This window comes from Bartonella sp. HY038, assembly GCF_014117425.1.
Lineage (GTDB): Bacteria > Pseudomonadota > Alphaproteobacteria > Rhizobiales > Rhizobiaceae > HY038.
On sequence record NZ_CP059725.1, the window covers coordinates 395,975 to 414,903 of the forward strand.

The following is an 18,929-nucleotide window of genomic DNA, read 5'->3' on the forward strand; positions in this document are numbered from 1 at the left end:
AGTTTTTTGTAACATATGTTTTCATTCTTCACTTGCCAAGGTGTAAGACGGTATTTCTGCAAGGTTTTTGTTAGCAACGTCATCTATTTTTATTTTTATCGCCATTCTTTGCTTAAAAAGTCGATATAATGGCGACAACATGGCGAAATCATGGCTAGATGCAAGCCAATGAAACGGCATTAAGACCGGAGTAATTTGATAATGGGGGCTGCAACAATCTAACTGGTCGATAAAGGGCAGTTCGCTGCCTGATTTTTTGTCAATTAAAGGCGAAGTTAATAAGGATGGTATATGAGGTTTAATCTTAGTGGAATTGCGATTGCCGATATTGTTTAACCTAGAATGTATCTCTGACAGTTTTGGCGCGCGTACAATAAATTCTTCTTGATTTTTATTCGTAAAGGCAAACCGCCCATCCCAGATTGCGGTTTCCTGAGCTTTCACAGTGATAGGCACTAAGTTGCGCAGTTCACGCCAAAGCCTTAATTCATAGGGATGATTTTCAATTATTGTGGCACTATGAGTTGCTTTTTTTGCCTCAGCCCCATATGCAAGAAATTCAATAAGTGCATGAGGCGCCGGTTTAACATATGCCTTGCCGCCAATAAGTCCTGCTAAAATTTCAATAAAATGAATAAATATAGGCTGTTGTCGCAGCGAATCATTAGCAATTTTAATTATAAGTTGTTCATCGCGCCAATGGGCATTGGTTTCTATAATGAGTTTGGCAATATGCTGTGCATTTTTTTCCCGTTGCAATCGTGCCGTTTCAAGTTGGGCGCAAATCTCATTCTCAATCGCTGGGGTAGGATTTTTGCGAATGCGTACCCGTTCATAATGCAAATTGTCATTGCTCGGATCATCCACCCAGTTAATATTTTTTGTTAGCAAATAGTTACGCAAATCGGCTCTTTTGCAATTGAGCAATGGTCGTAATAATCTGAACTCTTGTTGTAATAGTGCCTCTTTTGCCATGCCAGCGAGACCGCGCCCTTTATCAAGGCGCATTTGCCGCATGCGGAAGGTTTCAATTTGATCGTCAAATGTATGACCGGTTACAATAATATTGCTGTTATAATGGGCGGCAGCCTTGCATAAAAGGTTATAGCGAGCAGTTCTTGCCTTGTCTGAAATGCCCACCTTGGGCTTGTCACCTTGCCAGACATATATGGTGTGACGGATATTATGTTGACGACAAATTTCTGCAACGCCTTTGGCTTCAGCTAGGGATTCTGGTCGAAGACCATGATCAATTGTAACAGCAACAAGGCGATTATCTTGATCATGTTTTTGTAAAAACTCACGCAATAAGAATAGCAAAGCCAAAGAATCGCTGCCCCCAGACACGGCGGCAATGATATTTTGGCTTTGCTCAAAATCTTCAATTAAAAAATTTGGTTTTAAATTTGCTATCACGGGTTACAATTAAGGCGCTTTTGTTCATCGACTACCCGCTTTAACACGGCAGGTTCTGCTTGTTTATATTCTTGTGGCACTTTTGCAAAGACCGCACAAGCAGTTTCATCGTCATTAAGTTCTGCCATTGTCATACCAAGTTTAAGCATATTTTCAGGTGCGCGCGGTGTCGAGTTGTAATTACGCTCAACATCCATATAGGCTGCGGCCGCTTCACGATAGCGCCCTTGACCATAAAGCGATTCTCCAAGCCAAAAGGAAGCATCGGCAATTAATGGATCGCTTGGATAACGCTCTTGAAAGGCGCGAAATATCGGTTCTGCAGCGCGATAGTCGCCGGCAAGAATTGATTGGTATCCAACCTGATAAAGCTCTTTTGAGCTTGAAGTTTGCGGCACAGCGCTAGTCTGGTTACCGCCTGTTGGAATACTTGCCTGCGAATTTTTATCGCTCGCGCTTTCAATAATATTGCCGTCGCGATCAAAATGAATGGAGCCTAAATTTTCTGTGCCGCCATTGGTATTTGGTTTAGCTTGCGTACTTGATCCAACATTTTTGCTATTTTCTACGCTACTATTAGAGCTTGTATTTGCTATTGCGCGTGTTGAATTATTAGCTATCGCAGGCTGAGAGCTAAGTGATGTTTGACGCTGCTGACGTTCGGCAATTGCTGCATTGCTTGGTTTTTTGCCTTCCAAAATATCAATACGGTTTTGCATTTCTAAAACCTGTATATTCAAGTTTTCAACTTTAGTGGTCAAATCACGCAAAGCTTGCTCCAGCTGAATGGTGCGCGTATCAATTTGTGGTGAGGCTTGTGCAACATTTTGGCTTTTATTGCCGCCAAGAACCCGTTCTAAAAAATTGGGGTTTTGTTGCGCCTGTGCCATTGGTACTTGCATTGCAGTCAAAGAAAGGACGGGGACAAATAGGGCCGTTGACAAAAACTTTTTTGTTGAGCGTTCCATAAATTACCTCAATTTCCATAACTTTGTTTTAAGCGTTTGTTTATTGCCGCTTTGCAGCAACTATAATGATATATCCAGTTTTAATCTATTAGACAGACAGCTTCACTTTTGATTTTACCCGATGAGTTCAGGCTATAAATGCCAAAACTATATAAGGTTGCCCGAGTAGCTTTTCAATTCGTTTGCTGTGTTGGCTCTAATTTGCCTTTTGACTTTGGTGAAATTTTGTTCAAGATGGTGATGAAATGTGATTGTTTCGTGATCTTTTGCGGCAAAATTTATAATGGTTCAAAATATTTTTTTGCGTTTCAGTTGCTACATTTGCTCAGTAAAATTTACGGCAGTAAAATTTGGATTGAAGCATATATGTTCAGCGATTTAGATAATTTGAAATAATTATCTAATATTAAAAATTATTTTAGAAATTAAATGCATTATTCCATGAAAAATTAATTCATCAGTTCTCTTTTGTTGGGTTGAAAAGGACTATCTTGATTTAAGAATTTTTTTAATGGCATATCGCTTTAAAATAGGCGCCTATTGCCTTTTAGCTTTAAACGATGGAGCTTTAAATGAGTGGTATAGAAAAAAACACAACAGCCAAATCCACTAAGGGGCGTGGCAAGGTTTATAATTCCATTTTGGAAACAATTGGCGATACGCCGCTTGTTCGGGTTGATAAATTTGCAAAAGCCAAGGGTGTTGGTGCGAATTTACTTTTAAAGCTTGAATTTTTTAATCCTCTTGCAAGCGTCAAGGATCGCATTGGTTATGCAATGATTGATGCATTGGAAAGGGCGGGCAAAGCCGTGCCTGGTAAAACGGTATTTATTGAGCCAACTTCGGGTAATACTGGTATTGCTTTGGCCTTTGTTGCGGCGTCAAAAGGCTATCGTATTATTTTAACTATGCCGGAAACCATGTCGGTTGAGCGACGTAAATTGCTCAAATATCTTGGTGCTGAACTGGTTTTGACAGAGGGCGCAAAGGGTATGAAAGGCGCTATTGCGAAAGCACAAGAATTAGCGCAAGAAATTCCCGATGCGATTATTCCCCAGCAATTTGAAAATCAAGCCAATCCGCAAATCCACCGCGAAACAACCGCCGAAGAAATCTGGAATGATACCAATGGTCATGTCGACTTCTTTATTTCCGGCATTGGCACTGGTGGTACAATCACTGGTGTGGGGCAAGTATTAAAAGAGCGTAATCCCGATGTTAAAATTATTGCAGTAGAACCAAAAGATTCTCCCGTTTTATCAGGTGGCAATCCCGGCCCACACAAGTTGCAAGGTATTGGCGCTGGCTTTGTGCCAGACACCTTAGATACAAAGGTTTATGATGAAATCATCACCATTGCCAATGATGATGCCTTTGAAAATTCTCGTGCGCTTGCGCGTATTGAAGGTGTTCCAGTTGGTATATCGGCTGGTGCGGCTTTAACCGCGGCAATTGAAGTTGGTAAGCGTCCAGAAAATAATGGCAAGAACATTGTGGTTATTATTCCTTCCTTTGCAGAGCGTTATTTATCTACTGCGCTTTTTGAAGGGCTTGAATAGGATCTATGTCTCATAATTGACATAGTCTAATTGTGAATTTTGAATATAAAAAGCACCAATTGACAAGGTTCAATTGGTGCTTTTTTGCTTTAAATAATAATTATCTGCCCCAATTATTTATTGAATAAACTTCATATAATATGTGGGTGGTAGCTTGATGAAGGTTTATAAAAATCTTTAAAATAATATTTACAAGCGTTTTTCACTATTTTTAGACGCTGTCATTTATGGCTTTTGCCAAATTTATCCACACAAGTTGCAAGATGCTATTTTGTCAATTAAGCGATGTGGTTTATAAGAGATTAACGACAGAATCATTGCGCTGATTTTGATGCGAAGTGATTTGTCTATAAAGTTTGGTTTAGCGGTTAAATATCCGCAGTTTAGGAAGTGAGTTATAGATATGCGCATTACAGTTGATCGTGCCAATCTTCTCAAATCATTGGGTCGTGTTCATCGGGTCGTGGAGCGGCGCAATACCATCCCTATCCTGTCTAACGTATTGATTGAGGCTGATAATGGTCAAATGTTGCTTAAAGCAACTGATCTTGATATTGAAATAACCGAAACAACCACATCAACTATTGAGCAAGCGGGCGCTACAACCGTTCCAGCCCATCTTCTTTATGACATAGTTCGTAAACTTCCAGATGGTGGCGAAGTAAGTCTTTCGATGAATGGTGAAGGCAATGCGGTTGCCGTTGCTGCAGGCCGTGCTAGCTTTCGTTTGCAATGCTTACCAAAAACCGATTTTCCTGAATTGAGCACTGGCCAATTTAGCCATTCATTTGAAATCAAGGCTGAAGATTTAAAGCGCCTTGTTAATTCTACGCAATTTGCAATTTCCACCGAAGAAACTCGCTATTATTTGAATGGTATCTATTTCCATGTGGTGGAAAGTGATGGCGTATTAAAGCTGCGTGCCGTTGCAACTGATGGTCACCGTTTGGCGCAAGCAGAGCTTAATGCACCTCATGGCACCGAAGGCATGCCCGGCGTTATCATTCCGCGTAAAACCGTTGCTGAATTGCAAAAGCTGGTTGGTGATGACAATGAAGCTTTGGTAAAAATCGAATTATCGGACGCTAAAATTCGTTTTTCGGCAGGTTCTGTGGTTTTAACATCAAAACTCATTGATGGTACATTTCCTGAATATGGCCGGGTTATTCCACAAGGCAACGATAAAAAATTGATTATTGATCGCGCCGCCTTTGCAGCAGCAGTTGATCGCGTATCAACTATTTCAAGCGATCGCGGCCGCGCTGTTAAACTTACAATTGGCGATGGACAATTAAAGCTCACGGTTAATAATCCAGATTCTGGTAGTGCTGAAGATGAGTTAAGTGCAGATTATGAAGCTGATCCATTGGAAATTGGCTTTAATTCTCGCTATTTAATGGATATTACTGGGCAATTGGCGGGCGATGAAGCAATATTCTTATTGGCTGATTCAGGTTCGCCAACTTTGATCCGTGACAGCAATGATGCTGATGCGCTTTATGTTTTGATGCCCATGAGAGTTTAGAAATTGAGAGTTTAGAATTTGCGAATGTAGATTCTGCGAGTTTAGATCTATTGGGCAGATTTAGATATTTTTGAGATAAGGTCAAATAATAGATTTGTCTGATATTCAATCCTATGGTGAAAAAATGCGGGTTCGCGGGCTTAGTCTCGCGGCCTTTCGCAATTATGAAAGCCTTAATTTGGCTTTTTCTGGCCAACATGTTGTGTTAACTGGCCATAATGGCGCCGGCAAAACCAATATATTGGAAGCCATATCGCTATTATCACCAGGCAAGGGTTTGCGCCGTGCCGGTTATAATGAGCTTATCCATGGCGCTTATGATAAAAATTTAGCCTCAAAACAAAACGGTTTTACAATTTTTGCTCGCCTTGAATGTGATATTTATGGCGAAGCGCAAATTGGTACCGGCATTAATGATAATGAAAGCACACGTAAAGTCCGCATCAATGGCGCAAATGCTTCGGCCGATAATTTGCTAGAATATAGCCGCATTAGTTGGCTAATTCCAGCGATGGATGGGCTTTTTACTGGTACTTTATCGGACAGGCGGCGTTTTCTTGATCGGCTAGTTATGGGGCTTGATCCCCTGCATGGGCGGCGGGTTATCAATTTTGAAAAAGCCATGCGCTCACGCAATAAATTATTAAGTGACAATGTTGATGATGCCTATTGGATGAGTGCATTGGAAGCGCAAATGGCGGAACTTGGGGTGGCAATTGCTGCAGCGCGCAAAGAAATGGTGCGCCTTATGGGGGCAATGATTGAAAAAATGCTGTTAAACAGCTTGTTTCCCATGTCGGTTTTGAGTGCGACTGGTCTTTTGGAGGCAAAGCTTGATGAAGCTGCCGCGGTTGATGTCGAGGAAGATTACCGCACGCTTTTAGAACAAAATCGCCCGCTTGATGCACGGGCAGGGCGTACTTTGGAAGGCCCTCATCGCAGTGATTTAGAGGTCAGCCATCTCATTAAATCCATGCCGGCGGCGCTTTGTTCAACCGGCGAACAAAAGGCATTGTTGACGGGGCTTATTTTATCCCATGCACGTCTCATTGGTGAGGTTTCAGGCATGACACCAATTCTACTTCTTGATGAGATTGCCGCCCATCTTGATCCTTTGCGGCGGATTGCACTTTTTGAAATTCTCGATCAATTGCAAGCCCAAGCCTTTATGACCGGAACGGATCACGCGCTGTTTGTGGGGTTAGAGGGCAGGGCGCAATTCTTGTCAGTCAAAGAAAATCATGTTGAGGCTTATCATAATGCCTAATTCTACTTGTTAACTGATAAAAGAAACTATTTTTACATTATTTGCCATATGTAAGTCCTAATTTAAAATAATAATAATTATAAATTGAGATTATTTTATTGTTAAAAATGAATATATTTTATGATACTATATTTAAATATCTTATGAAATGTATTAAGAGCATGCTTAATCAAAAATTTTGAATTCCAAGAATTTTAATAATTATTTTAAGTTATAAGGGGCTGCTTAAGATGGCTAATATCGTTGGCATTGAAAATATGAGTGTTGAAGAAATACGTGAAGAAGTGGCCAAAGGCGGTCGCTTTGTTCAGTATATTTGGTGTGTTTCTATTATTATTATGTCATTTAAAAATCCGACTGACATTTTCTTTGTGCGTAGTGATGAATCGGCAGCTAAAAAGGCTTTGCCTTATACATTACTGACCCTGTTTTTGGGTTGGTGGGGCTTTCCTTGGGGGATTCTTTATAGTTTTCAATGTTTAGGTGTAAATACAAGTGGCGGTTATGATCTTACTGAAGAATTTATGCAAAGCATAAATGCTTCACTTCATGATGAAGCGATTGCAATGGATTATTCTGAGACTGTTGCAGAAAATGCCGACGCGGAGCAGGATTTAAAGCCTAAGGATGATAATCGTCCCGTCAATCGTAGTGGTTCTGTTGTGCAGCGTTAAATATCAAAGAAATACCAAAGTTGCGGTGCTTTAGATAGGCTGTCTTAAGCACTGGTTGGTAATTATCTTACTAATGCTGTTATGGGTTGCATGAGGATATAATTTAAATTGTTAAAAAAATAATTGCGGTTTTCTTGTGAAGCCAATAATGTAGATTTTTAGTGAATTTAATTTTCGTACATGGTCAATGCCATCGGGAGTTATTGACATTTATTGAAGGTCAGTTGCTTTAGCAATCACCAATGAAAGGCATGTCATGTCCGCAAAGTTGATTTATATCCTCAATGGTCCAAATCTTAATATGCTCGGCACGCGTGAACCAGAAATTTATGGTGCAGAAACCTTAAAAGATGTTGAGAAACTATGTGAAAAAGCAGCAAAATTGGCTGGTTTTGATATTCGCTTTTTACAAAGCAATCATGAAGGGCAATTGGTTGATTGGATACAAGAAGCGCGCGCAGAGGCCGCTGCCATTGTCATTAACCCAGCTGCCTATACCCATACATCTGTTGCCATCCTTGATGCCTTAAAAAGCTTTGATGGTTTGGTTGCTGAGGTGCATATTAGTAATGTTCATCAACGGGAAGCTTTCCGTCATCATTCTTTTGTGTCATTAAGGGCTGATTGTGTTATTGCTGGCTGCGGCACTCTTGGCTATCATTTTGCTATTGACTTTGTTGTAGGTAAATTAAAAACAACCAAATAATATTGAAGTTATTAGTTACAGCTATAGCATCTTATTTTAACCTGCTTTTGCGCCTTTAAATTTATTAAAAATTTGGCAATCAACTTTACTTGGTCGTCAATTATTAGGTTAGCCCATTTCTATTTGACGCAGCAATTTTATTATTTAACGCTCCCTCTTAAGATTTTTTATTTCTTTTGAGAAATCTGCGCTATAAAAAGTTTAAAATGCTTGCCGTACTACAGGCAATAAGTGCATTATCCCCTTGATTAGACCAAGAATTTTATGAAAAAGGCAAATTTTCTGTAGAATATGCCCATAAGGTGCGCAATATTGCCGCAAGGCGCATAAAGAACTTTTCTAAATTGTTATCACGCGCTATTAGTTGCCTAGAATGCGCCACAATTATAGTTGTGGCAGATTCGCATTGATTTTTAATTTATTCAAAATGATAAAATTAATGGGAATAGAAATAACCAATGATGGCTTTTGATCCGTTGATTGGCCTTGAAAACAACATTAACTGGGACCCTCGCACAGAATATGCACTGCATATGGAGAGGCAGGTAAGAATGAAAAACTTAACAAAAATACTGGGCATAGTCGGTGTGTTTGCATCGATGTTATTGCTGTCTGGTTGCGATATTGTGGTATTAAATCCCGAAGGGTATGTGGCACAAAACCTGCGCGATGTTATTTTGATTGCAACAGGTGTTATGCTTTGTATCGTTATACCAGTTATGGCCGCTGTGGTCATTTTTGCGTATAAATATCGCTCAACCAATACCAAGGCTGAATATCTTCCTGATTGGGGCCATTCAACAAAAATTGAAATGTGGATGTGGGGCATTCCAATTGTGGTTGTTGCACTTCTTGCTATCTTGTTGGTTGCTTATACCAATAAATTTGAGCCATCTCATCCGCTTGATGAAAAAGTTGCAGGCAAGGTTGAAGATGCTTTGCAGATTGACGCGGTTGCCATGGATTGGAAGTGGCTCTTTATTTATCCGCAATATGGCGTTGCTTCTATCAACGAAATTTATGCGCCTGTAAAGAAACAAGTTTTCTTACAGCTTTCATCAGAACAATCGGTTAACGCATTTTGGGTCCCATCACTTGGTACTGTTCTTTATGCAATGCCGCAGATGAACGCTAAACTTCACCTTTATACCGAACATGAAAATGTTTATAAAGGTATGTCAGCCAATTATAGTGGCGATGGTTTTGCCAATATGCGTTTTGAGTGGCATTCAGTTTCTCAGCAAAAATTTGATGATTGGATCGCTAAGGCACGTGCAAGCAACCAAGCTCTTAATGCTGAGCGTTATGCAGAGCTTAAGAAAAATAAAAATAACCGTAACTTCCATGAGCCTGAATATTTCTCATCGGTACCAACGGATTTTTATTATCGCATCGTAAACCGTTGTGTTGATGGTTCAGCTTGTAACGAACAATTGATGGCAAAGGCTGCAGCCCAATCGCTTTGGGGTGAACTCTGCTCTGTTGTTGAACCTGAACTTGTCGTACAAGCGCGTGATACTTTGTCAAAAGAACCTGCTGAAGCTCCAGCACATTAATCTCCATAGATGGACGCGCGCGATCATAGTGCTGCTGCCCATCCATTTTGAAATCTAGAATTTGGGTTAAAAAATGTCATCATCATTTCTTTTCGGAAGACTGACTGACCCCTCAGCGGAAGCATTCCATGCGATAACGCATGAACCTATTGTGCTTTACACTGTTATTGCAATTGTTGTGCTCGGTGCCGCCGTGCTTGCAGCAATTACATTACTCGGTTGGTGGGGTATCTTATGGCGCAACTGGATAACAACAGTTGATCATAAGCGTATCGGAATTATGTATATCGTCCTTGCAATTGTTATGCTTGTGCGCGGCTTTGCCGATGCAGTTATGATGCGTACGCATCAGGCTTTTGCAGTTGGACAGTCAGGTGGGTATCTCCCTGCTGATCACTTTGACCAGATCTTTACTGCGCACGGCGTTATCATGATTTTCTTCATGGCAACCCCTTTGCTTTTCGGTATTTTCAATTATGTGATACCTTTGCAAATTGGTGCACGCGACGTAGCATTTCCGTTCCTTAACAATCTTGGTTTTTGGATCACTTTTGCTGGTGCCATTCTTATTAATCTGTCACTTGCATTTGGTAACTTTGGCCGCGTTGGTTGGCTTGCCTATCCACCGCTTTCAGGTCTTGAGGGAAGTCCAGATACCGGGGTTGACTACTACCTATGGTCCCTACAGCTATCGGGTATAGCGACGACCACGGGTGCGGTGAACTTTGTTGCAACTATCATCAAAATGCGCGCTCCTGGCATGACTATGATGAAGATGCCAGTTTTCATCTGGACAGCTCTTGTATCTAATATTTTGATCCTTTTGATCTATCCAGTGCTTACTGTTGCTTATGTGCTTCTTGCGCTTGAACGCTATTTGGGTTTCCCATTCTTTACCAATTATGGTGGCGGCAATCCAATGGTTTGGATCAACTATGTATGGATCTTCGGTCACCCTGAAGTTTACGTGCTTGTTGTGCCTGCTTTTGGTATACTTTCAGAAATCGTTCCGGTTTTCTCAAGTAAGCGCCTTTTTGGTTATACCTCGATGGTTTGGGCAGTGTTGGTTATCCTTCTTCTCTCCTTCCTCGTTTGGGCTCACCACTTCTTCACTATGGGTGGCGGTGTTGCCGTTAACAGCTTCTTTGGTATTGCTACCATGATTATTGCTGTGCCAACAGGTGTTAAAATCTTCAACTGGCTGTTCACCATGTATAAGGGTCGCATTCGCTTCGAGCCACCAATGCTTTGGTGCATGGGCATGATGTTTACCTTTGTTGGCGGTGGTTTGACTGGTGTTCTCTTGGCTATGGTTCCTGCTGATTGGCAGTTCCATAACAGCTTGTTCCTTGTTGCCCACTTCCATCACACAATTATTGGTGGTGTTGTATTCTCTTACCTTGGTGGTCTTGCTTTCTGGTTCCCGAAAGTATTCGGTATCAAGCCAAATCGCGCTCTTGGTATTGCGTCATTCTGGTGCTGGTTTGTTGGCTTCTATGTTGCCTTCTTCCCGATCTATGTTGTTGGTTTGCTCGGCGCAACCCGCCGCTTGCAACACTATGTCGATCAATCTTGGCAAATATATTTTATCATTGCGGCAATTGGTGCTTTAATTATTGCTCTTGGTATTTTGTGCTTCGTTGGCCAAGTCTTGCTTGCCATCTGGTATGGCATCAAACACAAAGGCAATTTGCCAATTACCCAAAACGATCCTTGGGGCGATGCTCGTACGCTTGAATGGTCAATTTCTTCACCTCCTCCTGCCTATAACTTCGCAACTGTACCACAGGTTCAGGCAGAAGATGCTTATTGGGATATGAAGGTGCGTGGCGAAAAACGCCCAACAACTGGCTTTACAAAGATCCACATGCCTGCAAATACTGCAGCTGGTTTTGTTATCGGTATTGCTATGCTTGCACTTGGCTTTGGACTTGTCTGGCACATTTGGTGGTTGGTTGCTCTTACATTTATCTTTACAATTGCAAGCGTAATCGTCCATTCATTCACAGCTGATCATAATGGCTATTATATCTCTGCTGAAGAGGTACAAAAGACCGAGGATCATTTTACTGCTGTTCTTGAAGGCAAAGGAGCAAGAGCATGAGTGCAACAGCTCTAAATAATAACCACGCAGACGATCACGGCCATGGCCATGAAGAAGTAGATTCTGTAAAAACCTTTGGTTTTTTCGTTTATATTCTTCAAGATTTGATCTTGTTTGCAACACTTTTCGCAAACTTTGCCGTTTTCTCTTCAGCTTATGCTGAAGGGATCGTCGGTAAGAGTGTGATTGATCTGAACTTTGTGGCAGTTGAAACTGCATTTCTTTTGCTTTCTTCTATCACTTATGGCTTTGCAATGATCCAATTGCATCGCAATAATATTTCCGGTGTACGCCTATGGCTCGGCATTACCTTTGTTTTTGGTATCGCCTTTATTGCTATGGAACTTTATGAGTTCGCTCATTTGTTCCATGAAGGTGCACAGCCTTGGACATCAGCTTACTGGGCATCGTTCTTTACCCTTGTGGGTACGCACGGTTTGCACGTTACTGCTGGTCTTATCTGGATGGCTGTCATGTTCGTGCATCTTGCTCGCACAGGTCTTTCATCACAAAATAAAACACGCCTTACCTGCCTTTCGTTATTTTGGCACTTCCTTGATATCGTTTGGGTTGGCGTATTTACCGTTGTCTATTTGTTGGGGGCTTTATAATGAGCGCACATACACAAGAAAACCACGACAACAGCACATCCAAATATATAACCGGTTTTATCATATCGGTTGTTTTGACAATCGCTTCTTTTGCTCCAATCATGGCCGGTTGGCTCGCTGAATGGTCAATTAGTGCGAAAGTTATCTATTTGCTTGGTCTTGCATTTATTCAAATGGCCGTGCAGATCGTTTTCTTCTTGCATTTGAGCGATGGACCTGATTCCAAGTGGAATATTACTTCCATGTGGATCACCGTTGTAGGCGTGCTTGTCATTATATTTGGCACATGGTGGACCATGTTCCATCTTAACTATAATATGATGGGTGGCTCTGGTCGTGTGATCCAGACCGATGTTATCTATCCTGCGACATCTGCTGCACCTGCAGCAATTGCGCCAACAGCGCCAAATGAAGCGCCTGCTGCTTCGCAAAGTGAAGCACCAGCTCAATAATTTAAGTGATTTATTGATCTGTTAAAATAATTAAAAGCCCGCTTAGTTGTTGCTAAGCGGGCTTTTCTATGTCGTTAAGTACCTGCTGCGAATAATTTTTATAGGTTGGCTGTTGTTTTAGGGAGTAAACATAAGTTGCTCTTTTTAAAATAAATCTAATTATAAATTATATCAAAATTGAGTATAGCTGCATTCAAGAAGTGAAAATAATTGCTTAATATTTTTAATTTTATATCAATACTCCAAAATAATATTTTGGTCTGACCAATTGAAATTATTTGCTTACTTTTTACCGTTGACTCCCATATATATTGATGTTTATAAATATATATACATATATTGGTCTGACCAACCTTGGAGGAGGATGCAGATGGAGTGGGTACAGAATTATATGCCCGTCGGTAATTTATGGGTTTCCAGCATTATCGCGGCAATTCCTATTTTATTCTTTTTTATTGCACTAACAATGTTACGAATGAAAGGTTATCTTGCCGGTACTATTACCGTGTTGCTAACTTTTCTTATCGCAATTATTGTCTATAAAATGCCAATAAGTGCCGCGTTGGCATCAGGTGTTTACGGCTTTTTTTATGGGCTATGGCCAATTGCTTGGATTATTGTTGGTGCAGTATTTCTTTACAAGATATCAGTCGCTACAGGGCAATTTGATATTATCCGCAATTCGATTTTAGGTATTACTCCCGATCAGCGTATTCAATTATTGCTAGTTGGCTTTGCTTTTGGCGCATTTTTGGAAGGCGCTGCTGGTTTTGGTGCACCTGTTGCTATTACTGCCGCTTTGCTTGTTGGCCTTGGCTTCCGTCCGCTTTATGCAGCAGGACTTTGTCTTATTGCTAATACAGCGCCGGTTGCTTTTGGCGCCATGGGTATTCCGATTATCGTTGCTGGGCAGGTTTCCAATATTGATCCATTTTTAATTGGTCAAATGGCTGGTCGCCAATTGCCGCTTTTGTCCATTTTGGTACCTTTTTGGCTCATTTTGATTATGGATGGTTGGCGCGGTGTGCGTGAAACATGGCCAGCTATTTTAGTTGCCGGTGGTTCTTTTGCCGTGGTGCAATATCTCACTGCCAATTTTATTGGGCCAGAATTACCTGATATTACAGCAGCCATTGCCACACTGATCATCTTGCCGGTATTTTTACGCTTTTGGCAGCCAAAGCGCATCTTCCGTTTCGATGATGCAGCGACTGAAAATGAAGCGCACCATTTTACGGCGGGACAAATTGTCAAAGCGTGGTCACCTTTTATCATATTGACTGTATTTGTTAGCCTTTGGAGTATTGTGCCATTTAAAAATCTATTCAAATCAGGTGGTACGTTAGAAAGTTGGGTTTCGCAGCTACAAGTGCCTTATTTGCATAATCTGGTGCATAAAACCCAACCCATTGTCGATCCCAATGCTCCTTTAGCAGCAATTTATAAGTTTGATTGGTTTTCGGCAACGGGTACCTCAATCTTGTTGGCGGCAATCTTGACGATTATTGTCCTTGGCATGAAGCCGGCAAAAGCCATCGCAACATTTGGCACAACCTTAAAAGATTTGGCTGTGCCGATTTATTCTATCGGTATGGTATTGGCTTTTGCGTTTCTCGCTAATTTTTCAGGGCTTTCAACAACGCTGGCACTTGCTTTGTCGCATACTGGATCGGCATTTACGTTTTTCTCGCCCTTCCTTGGTTGGTTAGGGGTGTTTGTAACCGGTTCCGATACCTCGTCAAATGCCTTGTTTGCCGCGTTACAAGCAACAACAGCTCACCAAATTGGCGTTTCAGATGTTCTATTGGTTGCAGTTAATACAACAGGTGGCGTAACCGGTAAAATGATTTCACCGCAATCAATTGCGATCGCCTGTGCGGCTGTTGGACTTGTCGGTAAGGAGTCAGATCTTTTCCGCTTCACAGTTAAACACTCACTCGCATTATGTGCTTTTGTTGGTATTATTACCACCATTCAAGCCTATGTCTTGCCTTGGATGATCCCTGCATGACATCTTTAAAGTCAATAGAGCCTCATAGTGTTTCTTTACGCATTGAAAATGAAATTGAGGCTTTTATCAAAAAGCAAAGTTTGAAAGCAGGCGATCGTTTGCCTTCAGAACGCGCTTTGGTTGGCTTACTCAATGCTTCGCGGGCAACCATCCGCGAAGCTGTTAGCAAACTCTCTGTACGCGGTGTTATTGAAGTGCGCAAATCTGGTATGGTGGTTGGTGAACCTATGCCAGAGGTTTGGGCAGATAAAACTATTATTACCCCGCTTACGCCGCTTCTGACTGAGAAAAATGGCTATCATCATGATGTCATGGAAACCAGAGAAGCGCTAGAAGGCGCAACCTGCTATTATGCGGCGATGCGCGCCGATAGGCTGGCAAAGGGCCGCATTTTGCAATGCCTTAATGCTATACAAAATGGCCATGGGCAGGTTGATGCCAATGAAGAGGCGCGGCTCGATGCGGCTTTTCATATGGCAATTGCCGAGGCTTCCGACAATATTATTTTGCAGCAAGTTATGTCTAGTTTATTTGGGCTCTTGCAGCTTAATATTTCGCAAAGTCATAAAAAGCTTTATAATGTGCCACGTAATTTTGATATGATTTTTGAACAGCATCAGGCTATCTATAAAGCAATCGAGCGTAATGATTGTGAAGGCGCGCGTAACGCCTCCAATACTCATCTTGATTTCGTTGTAACAACAATTAAGCAAATAGACGATGATACGGCACGCAAATTGCGAGCGCAAAGCGCCAAGCAAAGCCGCACCGCTAAAAAAATGTGAGTAAATATTATGATTATATCTTCTATTTCCGATTATCGTGAAGCCGCAAGGCGCAAATTACCACCCTTTCTCTATCATTATATTGATGGCGGTGCTTATGCTGAGCATACGCTGAAAAGAAATGTTTCTGATTTATCCGATATTGCTCTGCGTCAACGTATATTAAAAGATGTTGCCGAGTTAAGTTTGGAAACAGAAATATTTGGTGAAAAATTTGCCATGCCTGTCGGTTTGTCACCAGTTGGTTTGACTGGCATGTATGCACGCCGTGGTGAAGTACAGGCGGCAAAAGCTGCAGCTTCTCGCAATGTGCCTTTTACCCTATCAACCGTCTCAGTTTGCCCGATTGCTGAAGTGCAAAGCCAATCGTCAAAGCCAATCTGGTTTCAGCTTTATGTGCTTAAAGATCGCGGCTTTATGCGTGATGTTTTGGAGCGCGCACAAGCAGCTGGCATAACCACCTTGGTGTTTACCGTAGATATGCCGGTGCCAGGTGCGCGGTATCGCGATAGACATTCGGGCATGTCAGGCCCTCATGCCAAATTAAAGCAAGTTTTCCAAGGTGCAACTCACCCTGCTTGGGCTTGGGATGTTGGCATTAAAGGTAAGCCACATGATCTTGGCAATATTTCTACCTATCGTGGCCAACCAACTAATTTAGAAGATTATATTGGTTGGCTTGGTGCAAATTTTGATCCATCGATCAGTTGGAAAGATCTTGAGTGGATTCGCGAATTTTGGAAAGGTCCAATGCTTATCAAGGGCATATTGGACGTTGATGATGCGCGTGATGCTGTGCGTTTTGGTGCCGATGGTGTTATTGTTTCAAACCATGGTGGTCGGCAACTTGATGGTGTTTTATCATCTTGTCGCGCTTTGCCAGATATTGCTAATGCCGTTAAGGGCGATTTAAAAGTAGTGGCAGATAGCGGTATTCGCTCCGGGCTTGATGTTGTGCGTATGTTGGCACTCGGCGCTGATTTTACTATGGTGGGGCGTGCCTTTGCCTATGCCTTGGCTGCAGAGGGTGAAGCAGGGGTTTGCAATATGCTTGATATTCTTGCCAAGGAAATGCGCGTTGCTATGGCACTAACGGGAGCGAAAAGCATATCTGAAATTGATTCCCGTTCGCTTGTGCCAGAAAAATAAGTTTAAAAGAAAAATAAATTTAAATGCAAAATAGCTTTTAATGGGGTTTATAAAAATCCCCATATTGATTAACGTCAATATGGGGATTTTTTAATGCCTATCTAGCCAATAAACCAATGGTGTAGGGATTAAAAGCCTTTAGCGGATAAGTTTATGTTTTGCGTCTATTGGTATAAATAATGTAGCCAGCCGCTAAAACCATGCCAGCTGCTAAGGTAAACCAGGTTAAAAAATAGCCTAAATGGTTGTTTCTAAATTCCACAACGGTAAGGCCGCCAATTGGCACTTTACCAATATTGGGTGTTTTATCAGCATCAATAAAATAGGGCGCAACGTTGCCGCCACTAAGCCCTAATTTTTGCGCCATAGCAGGAATATTGCGGGTGAACCAGCGATTCTCTTGCGGATTATTCTTACGCATGAGATAACCTTCACCTTCGCCCATGCGAAGCAAGCCTTGAATTGTGGTTTCACCATCAACTTCGCCCCCCTTGCGTGAGCCGCGATCCGAACGATCCATGGGCACAAAACCGCGATTGATAAAGACAATGGTGCCATCATCTTTTTCAAAAGGTACCACTAACCAATAGCCTGCACCCGCATCGGCAACGGCGGTAATGAGAATCTCTTTGTCATTTAAAAAATGGCCATGAACTTTAACAGGTAGATATTCGTCATTATCCTTTGTTACATCTGGCCATTTGTCTTTGTTGGGCGCATCAACCGCAGGTTGGTGGATACGCTGTTCTACTTTGGCAATAAGATCAAGCTTCCACGCACGGCGTTCCACTTGCCAAATGCCAAGCGCCATAAATAAGCAAAAAAGCACGGTACACAGACCAAGAAACATAATGGTCCAAAAGCCAAAGCCTTTTTGTTCTGAGGTCGAATTATTTGTTTTTGTCATCATAGTTTCTCTTTTACCATGCAAATTTAATAATAAAAGTGTCAATATTGGCGCAGTTTAGTTGTATAGATCGAAAAAGACTTGACCTTTTGCCCATCTACCCCTATAGAAACCCAACTTTTGAAAAATTCCTGATGGCAATTGTGCGATTATGATTTAACTTTTAGATCTATTCAATACAGTTTTTTATCAGATTACAAACCATTTAGAAGGTGATATCATGTCCCGCGCTTGTGAATTGACCGGTAAGTCAGTACAGTACGGCAATAATGTGAGCCACGCCAATAACAGGACGCGTCGCCGCTTTTTGCCTAATCTTTGCAATGTAACTCTTATTTCCGATACTCTCGGTCAGAGCTACCGTTTACGTGTATCTGCCCATGCATTGCGCTCGGTAGAACATCGTGGTGGTCTTGATGCTTTCCTCGTAAAGGCTGCAGATGTTGAATTGTCTCAACGTGCACGTCTTTTAAAGCGTCAAATCGTTAAAAAGCAAGCTGAACAAGCTGCTTAAGTCGCTATCCAGCGAAAAGAATCATCGGGCTGGCTTTCGCCAGCCTTTTTTCTGGTTCCATTACCCAGGTTAAAAAAATGAAACAGACCGAATCTGTTATTCTTGCCATTTTTGCCATGTGTGTGGCGGTAACTGCCTCCAATATTTTAGTGCAATACCCTTTTTCGTGGTTTGGGCTTGAGCATGTGCTCACCTATGGCGCTTTTATCTATCCTTTTGCTTTTCTTATCAATGATTTGACCAATCGGCGTTTTGGGCCCCAAATTGCCCGCTATGTTGTTTATGCTGGCTTTATAGCTGGGCTTGGCGTGTCATGGATATTAGCAACACCGCGCCTTGCCATTGCATCAGGCTCTGCTTTCCTTTTTGCCCAATTATTAGATATTGCTGTTTTTGGCCCATTGCGCCAACGTACATGGTGGCAGGCACCGCTTGCGGCAGCGCTTGCCGGCTCTGTGCTTGATACGTTGATTTTCTTTGGGCTTGCCTTTGCACCAGTATTTGGGTTTATTGATACTGCAACGGGTTTGCCAGATCAGTCAATTGCCGGCACAACCGCATTTTGGGGTGGAAATATTGCGATCTGGTTATCGCTTGCGATTGGTGATTTTTGGGTGAAGGTGGCGATGGCAATATTTATGCTGCTGCCCTATGGTACATTTCTCGCCCTGTTTTCCCCTGCGACTTACAACAAAAGCAAAGTAAGTAAATAATCAATTTTTTAA

Annotated in this window: 17 protein-coding genes; 14 read left to right on the top strand and 3 right to left on the bottom strand. The window is 41.8% G+C overall.

The window, feature by feature from the left end; translation table 11 throughout:
- Positions 1-21 precede the first annotated feature (21 nt).
- Positions 22-1,416, bottom strand: a complete 1,395-nt coding sequence (tilS, locus tag H3299_RS01595) for a tRNA lysidine(34) synthetase TilS (protein WP_182418597.1) — start codon at positions 1,414-1,416, stop codon at positions 22-24.
- Positions 1,413-2,384 carry a tol-pal system protein YbgF gene (gene ybgF / locus H3299_RS01600; protein WP_182418598.1) on the bottom strand — a complete coding sequence of 324 codons (972 nt, stop codon included), beginning with the start codon at positions 2,382-2,384 and terminating at the stop codon, positions 1,413-1,415. Before ybgF ends, tilS begins: the two co-directional genes overlap by 4 nt.
- 572 nt (positions 2,385-2,956) lie before the next feature.
- Here ybgF and cysK point away from each other — a divergent pair.
- The 12 genes from cysK to lldD all read left to right on the top strand — a co-directional run bounded on the left by cysK (position 2,957) and on the right by lldD (position 16,783).
- Positions 2,957-3,943: a cysteine synthase A gene (gene cysK / locus H3299_RS01605; RefSeq protein ID WP_182418599.1), complete on the top strand. Its 987-nt coding sequence runs from the start codon at positions 2,957-2,959 to the stop codon at positions 3,941-3,943.
- A gap of 403 nt (positions 3,944-4,346) precedes the next feature.
- The gene (gene dnaN, locus H3299_RS01610) at positions 4,347-5,468 is read left to right on the top strand and encodes a DNA polymerase III subunit beta (protein ID WP_182418600.1); all 1,122 of its coding nucleotides are present in this window, start codon (positions 4,347-4,349) and stop codon (positions 5,466-5,468) included.
- A 124-nt stretch (positions 5,469-5,592) separates the two neighbouring features.
- Positions 5,593-6,735 carry a DNA replication/repair protein RecF gene (recF, locus tag H3299_RS01615; RefSeq protein WP_182419593.1) on the top strand — a complete coding sequence of 381 codons (1,143 nt, stop codon included), beginning with the start codon at positions 5,593-5,595 and terminating at the stop codon, positions 6,733-6,735.
- Positions 6,736-6,965: 230 nt separating this feature from the next.
- Positions 6,966-7,409 carry a hypothetical protein gene (locus H3299_RS01620; protein WP_182418601.1) on the top strand — a complete coding sequence of 148 codons (444 nt, stop codon included), beginning with the start codon at positions 6,966-6,968 and terminating at the stop codon, positions 7,407-7,409.
- 256 nt (positions 7,410-7,665) lie between these two features.
- Positions 7,666-8,115, top strand: a complete 450-nt coding sequence (gene aroQ / locus H3299_RS01625; RefSeq protein WP_182418602.1) for a type II 3-dehydroquinate dehydratase — start codon at positions 7,666-7,668, stop codon at positions 8,113-8,115.
- 551 nt (positions 8,116-8,666) lie between these two features.
- Positions 8,667-9,671 carry a ubiquinol oxidase subunit II gene (cyoA, locus tag H3299_RS01630; protein ID WP_182418603.1) on the top strand — a complete coding sequence of 335 codons (1,005 nt, stop codon included), beginning with the start codon at positions 8,667-8,669 and terminating at the stop codon, positions 9,669-9,671.
- Positions 9,672-9,744: 73 nt separating this feature from the next.
- Positions 9,745-11,775 (top strand): cytochrome o ubiquinol oxidase subunit I, encoded by a 2,031-nt coding sequence (gene cyoB, locus H3299_RS01635; RefSeq protein WP_182418604.1) that lies wholly within the window; start codon positions 9,745-9,747, stop codon positions 11,773-11,775.
- The gene (gene cyoC, locus H3299_RS01640) at positions 11,772-12,386 is read left to right on the top strand and encodes a cytochrome o ubiquinol oxidase subunit III (protein WP_182418605.1); all 615 of its coding nucleotides are present in this window, start codon (positions 11,772-11,774) and stop codon (positions 12,384-12,386) included. The genes cyoB and cyoC overlap by 4 nt, the downstream gene beginning before the upstream one ends.
- The gene (gene cyoD, locus H3299_RS01645) at positions 12,386-12,838 is read left to right on the top strand and encodes a cytochrome o ubiquinol oxidase subunit IV (protein WP_182418606.1); all 453 of its coding nucleotides are present in this window, start codon (positions 12,386-12,388) and stop codon (positions 12,836-12,838) included. The genes cyoC and cyoD overlap by 1 nt, the downstream gene beginning before the upstream one ends.
- Positions 12,839-13,208: 370 nt before the next feature.
- A complete protein-coding gene (gene lldP / locus H3299_RS01650; RefSeq protein WP_246708107.1) occupies positions 13,209-14,849 on the top strand; it encodes an L-lactate permease in 1,641 nt (546 codons plus the stop codon).
- Positions 14,846-15,634 (top strand): FCD domain-containing protein, encoded by a 789-nt coding sequence (locus H3299_RS01655; protein WP_182418608.1) that lies wholly within the window; start codon positions 14,846-14,848, stop codon positions 15,632-15,634. Before lldP ends, H3299_RS01655 begins: the two co-directional genes overlap by 4 nt.
- Positions 15,635-15,643: 9 nt before the next feature.
- Positions 15,644-16,783 (top strand): FMN-dependent L-lactate dehydrogenase LldD, encoded by a 1,140-nt coding sequence (lldD, locus tag H3299_RS01660; RefSeq protein ID WP_182418609.1) that lies wholly within the window; start codon positions 15,644-15,646, stop codon positions 16,781-16,783.
- A 151-nt stretch (positions 16,784-16,934) separates the two neighbouring features.
- On the opposite strand, the gene H3299_RS01665 is transcribed toward lldD, so the two are convergent.
- Entirely contained in the window at positions 16,935-17,690 is a 756-nt protein-coding gene (locus H3299_RS01665) for an SURF1 family protein (RefSeq protein WP_371739823.1), read from the bottom strand.
- 220 nt (positions 17,691-17,910) lie between these two features.
- Here H3299_RS01665 and rpmB point away from each other — a divergent pair, with 220 nt between their 5' ends.
- Together rpmB and H3299_RS01675 are read left to right on the top strand one after the other, a co-directional pair.
- Positions 17,911-18,204: a 50S ribosomal protein L28 gene (gene rpmB, locus H3299_RS01670; protein WP_182418611.1), complete on the top strand. Its 294-nt coding sequence runs from the start codon at positions 17,911-17,913 to the stop codon at positions 18,202-18,204.
- Positions 18,205-18,281: 77 nt separating this feature from the next.
- Positions 18,282-18,917, top strand: a complete 636-nt coding sequence (locus H3299_RS01675; protein ID WP_182418612.1) for a VUT family protein — start codon at positions 18,282-18,284, stop codon at positions 18,915-18,917.
- Positions 18,918-18,929 lie beyond the last annotated feature (12 nt).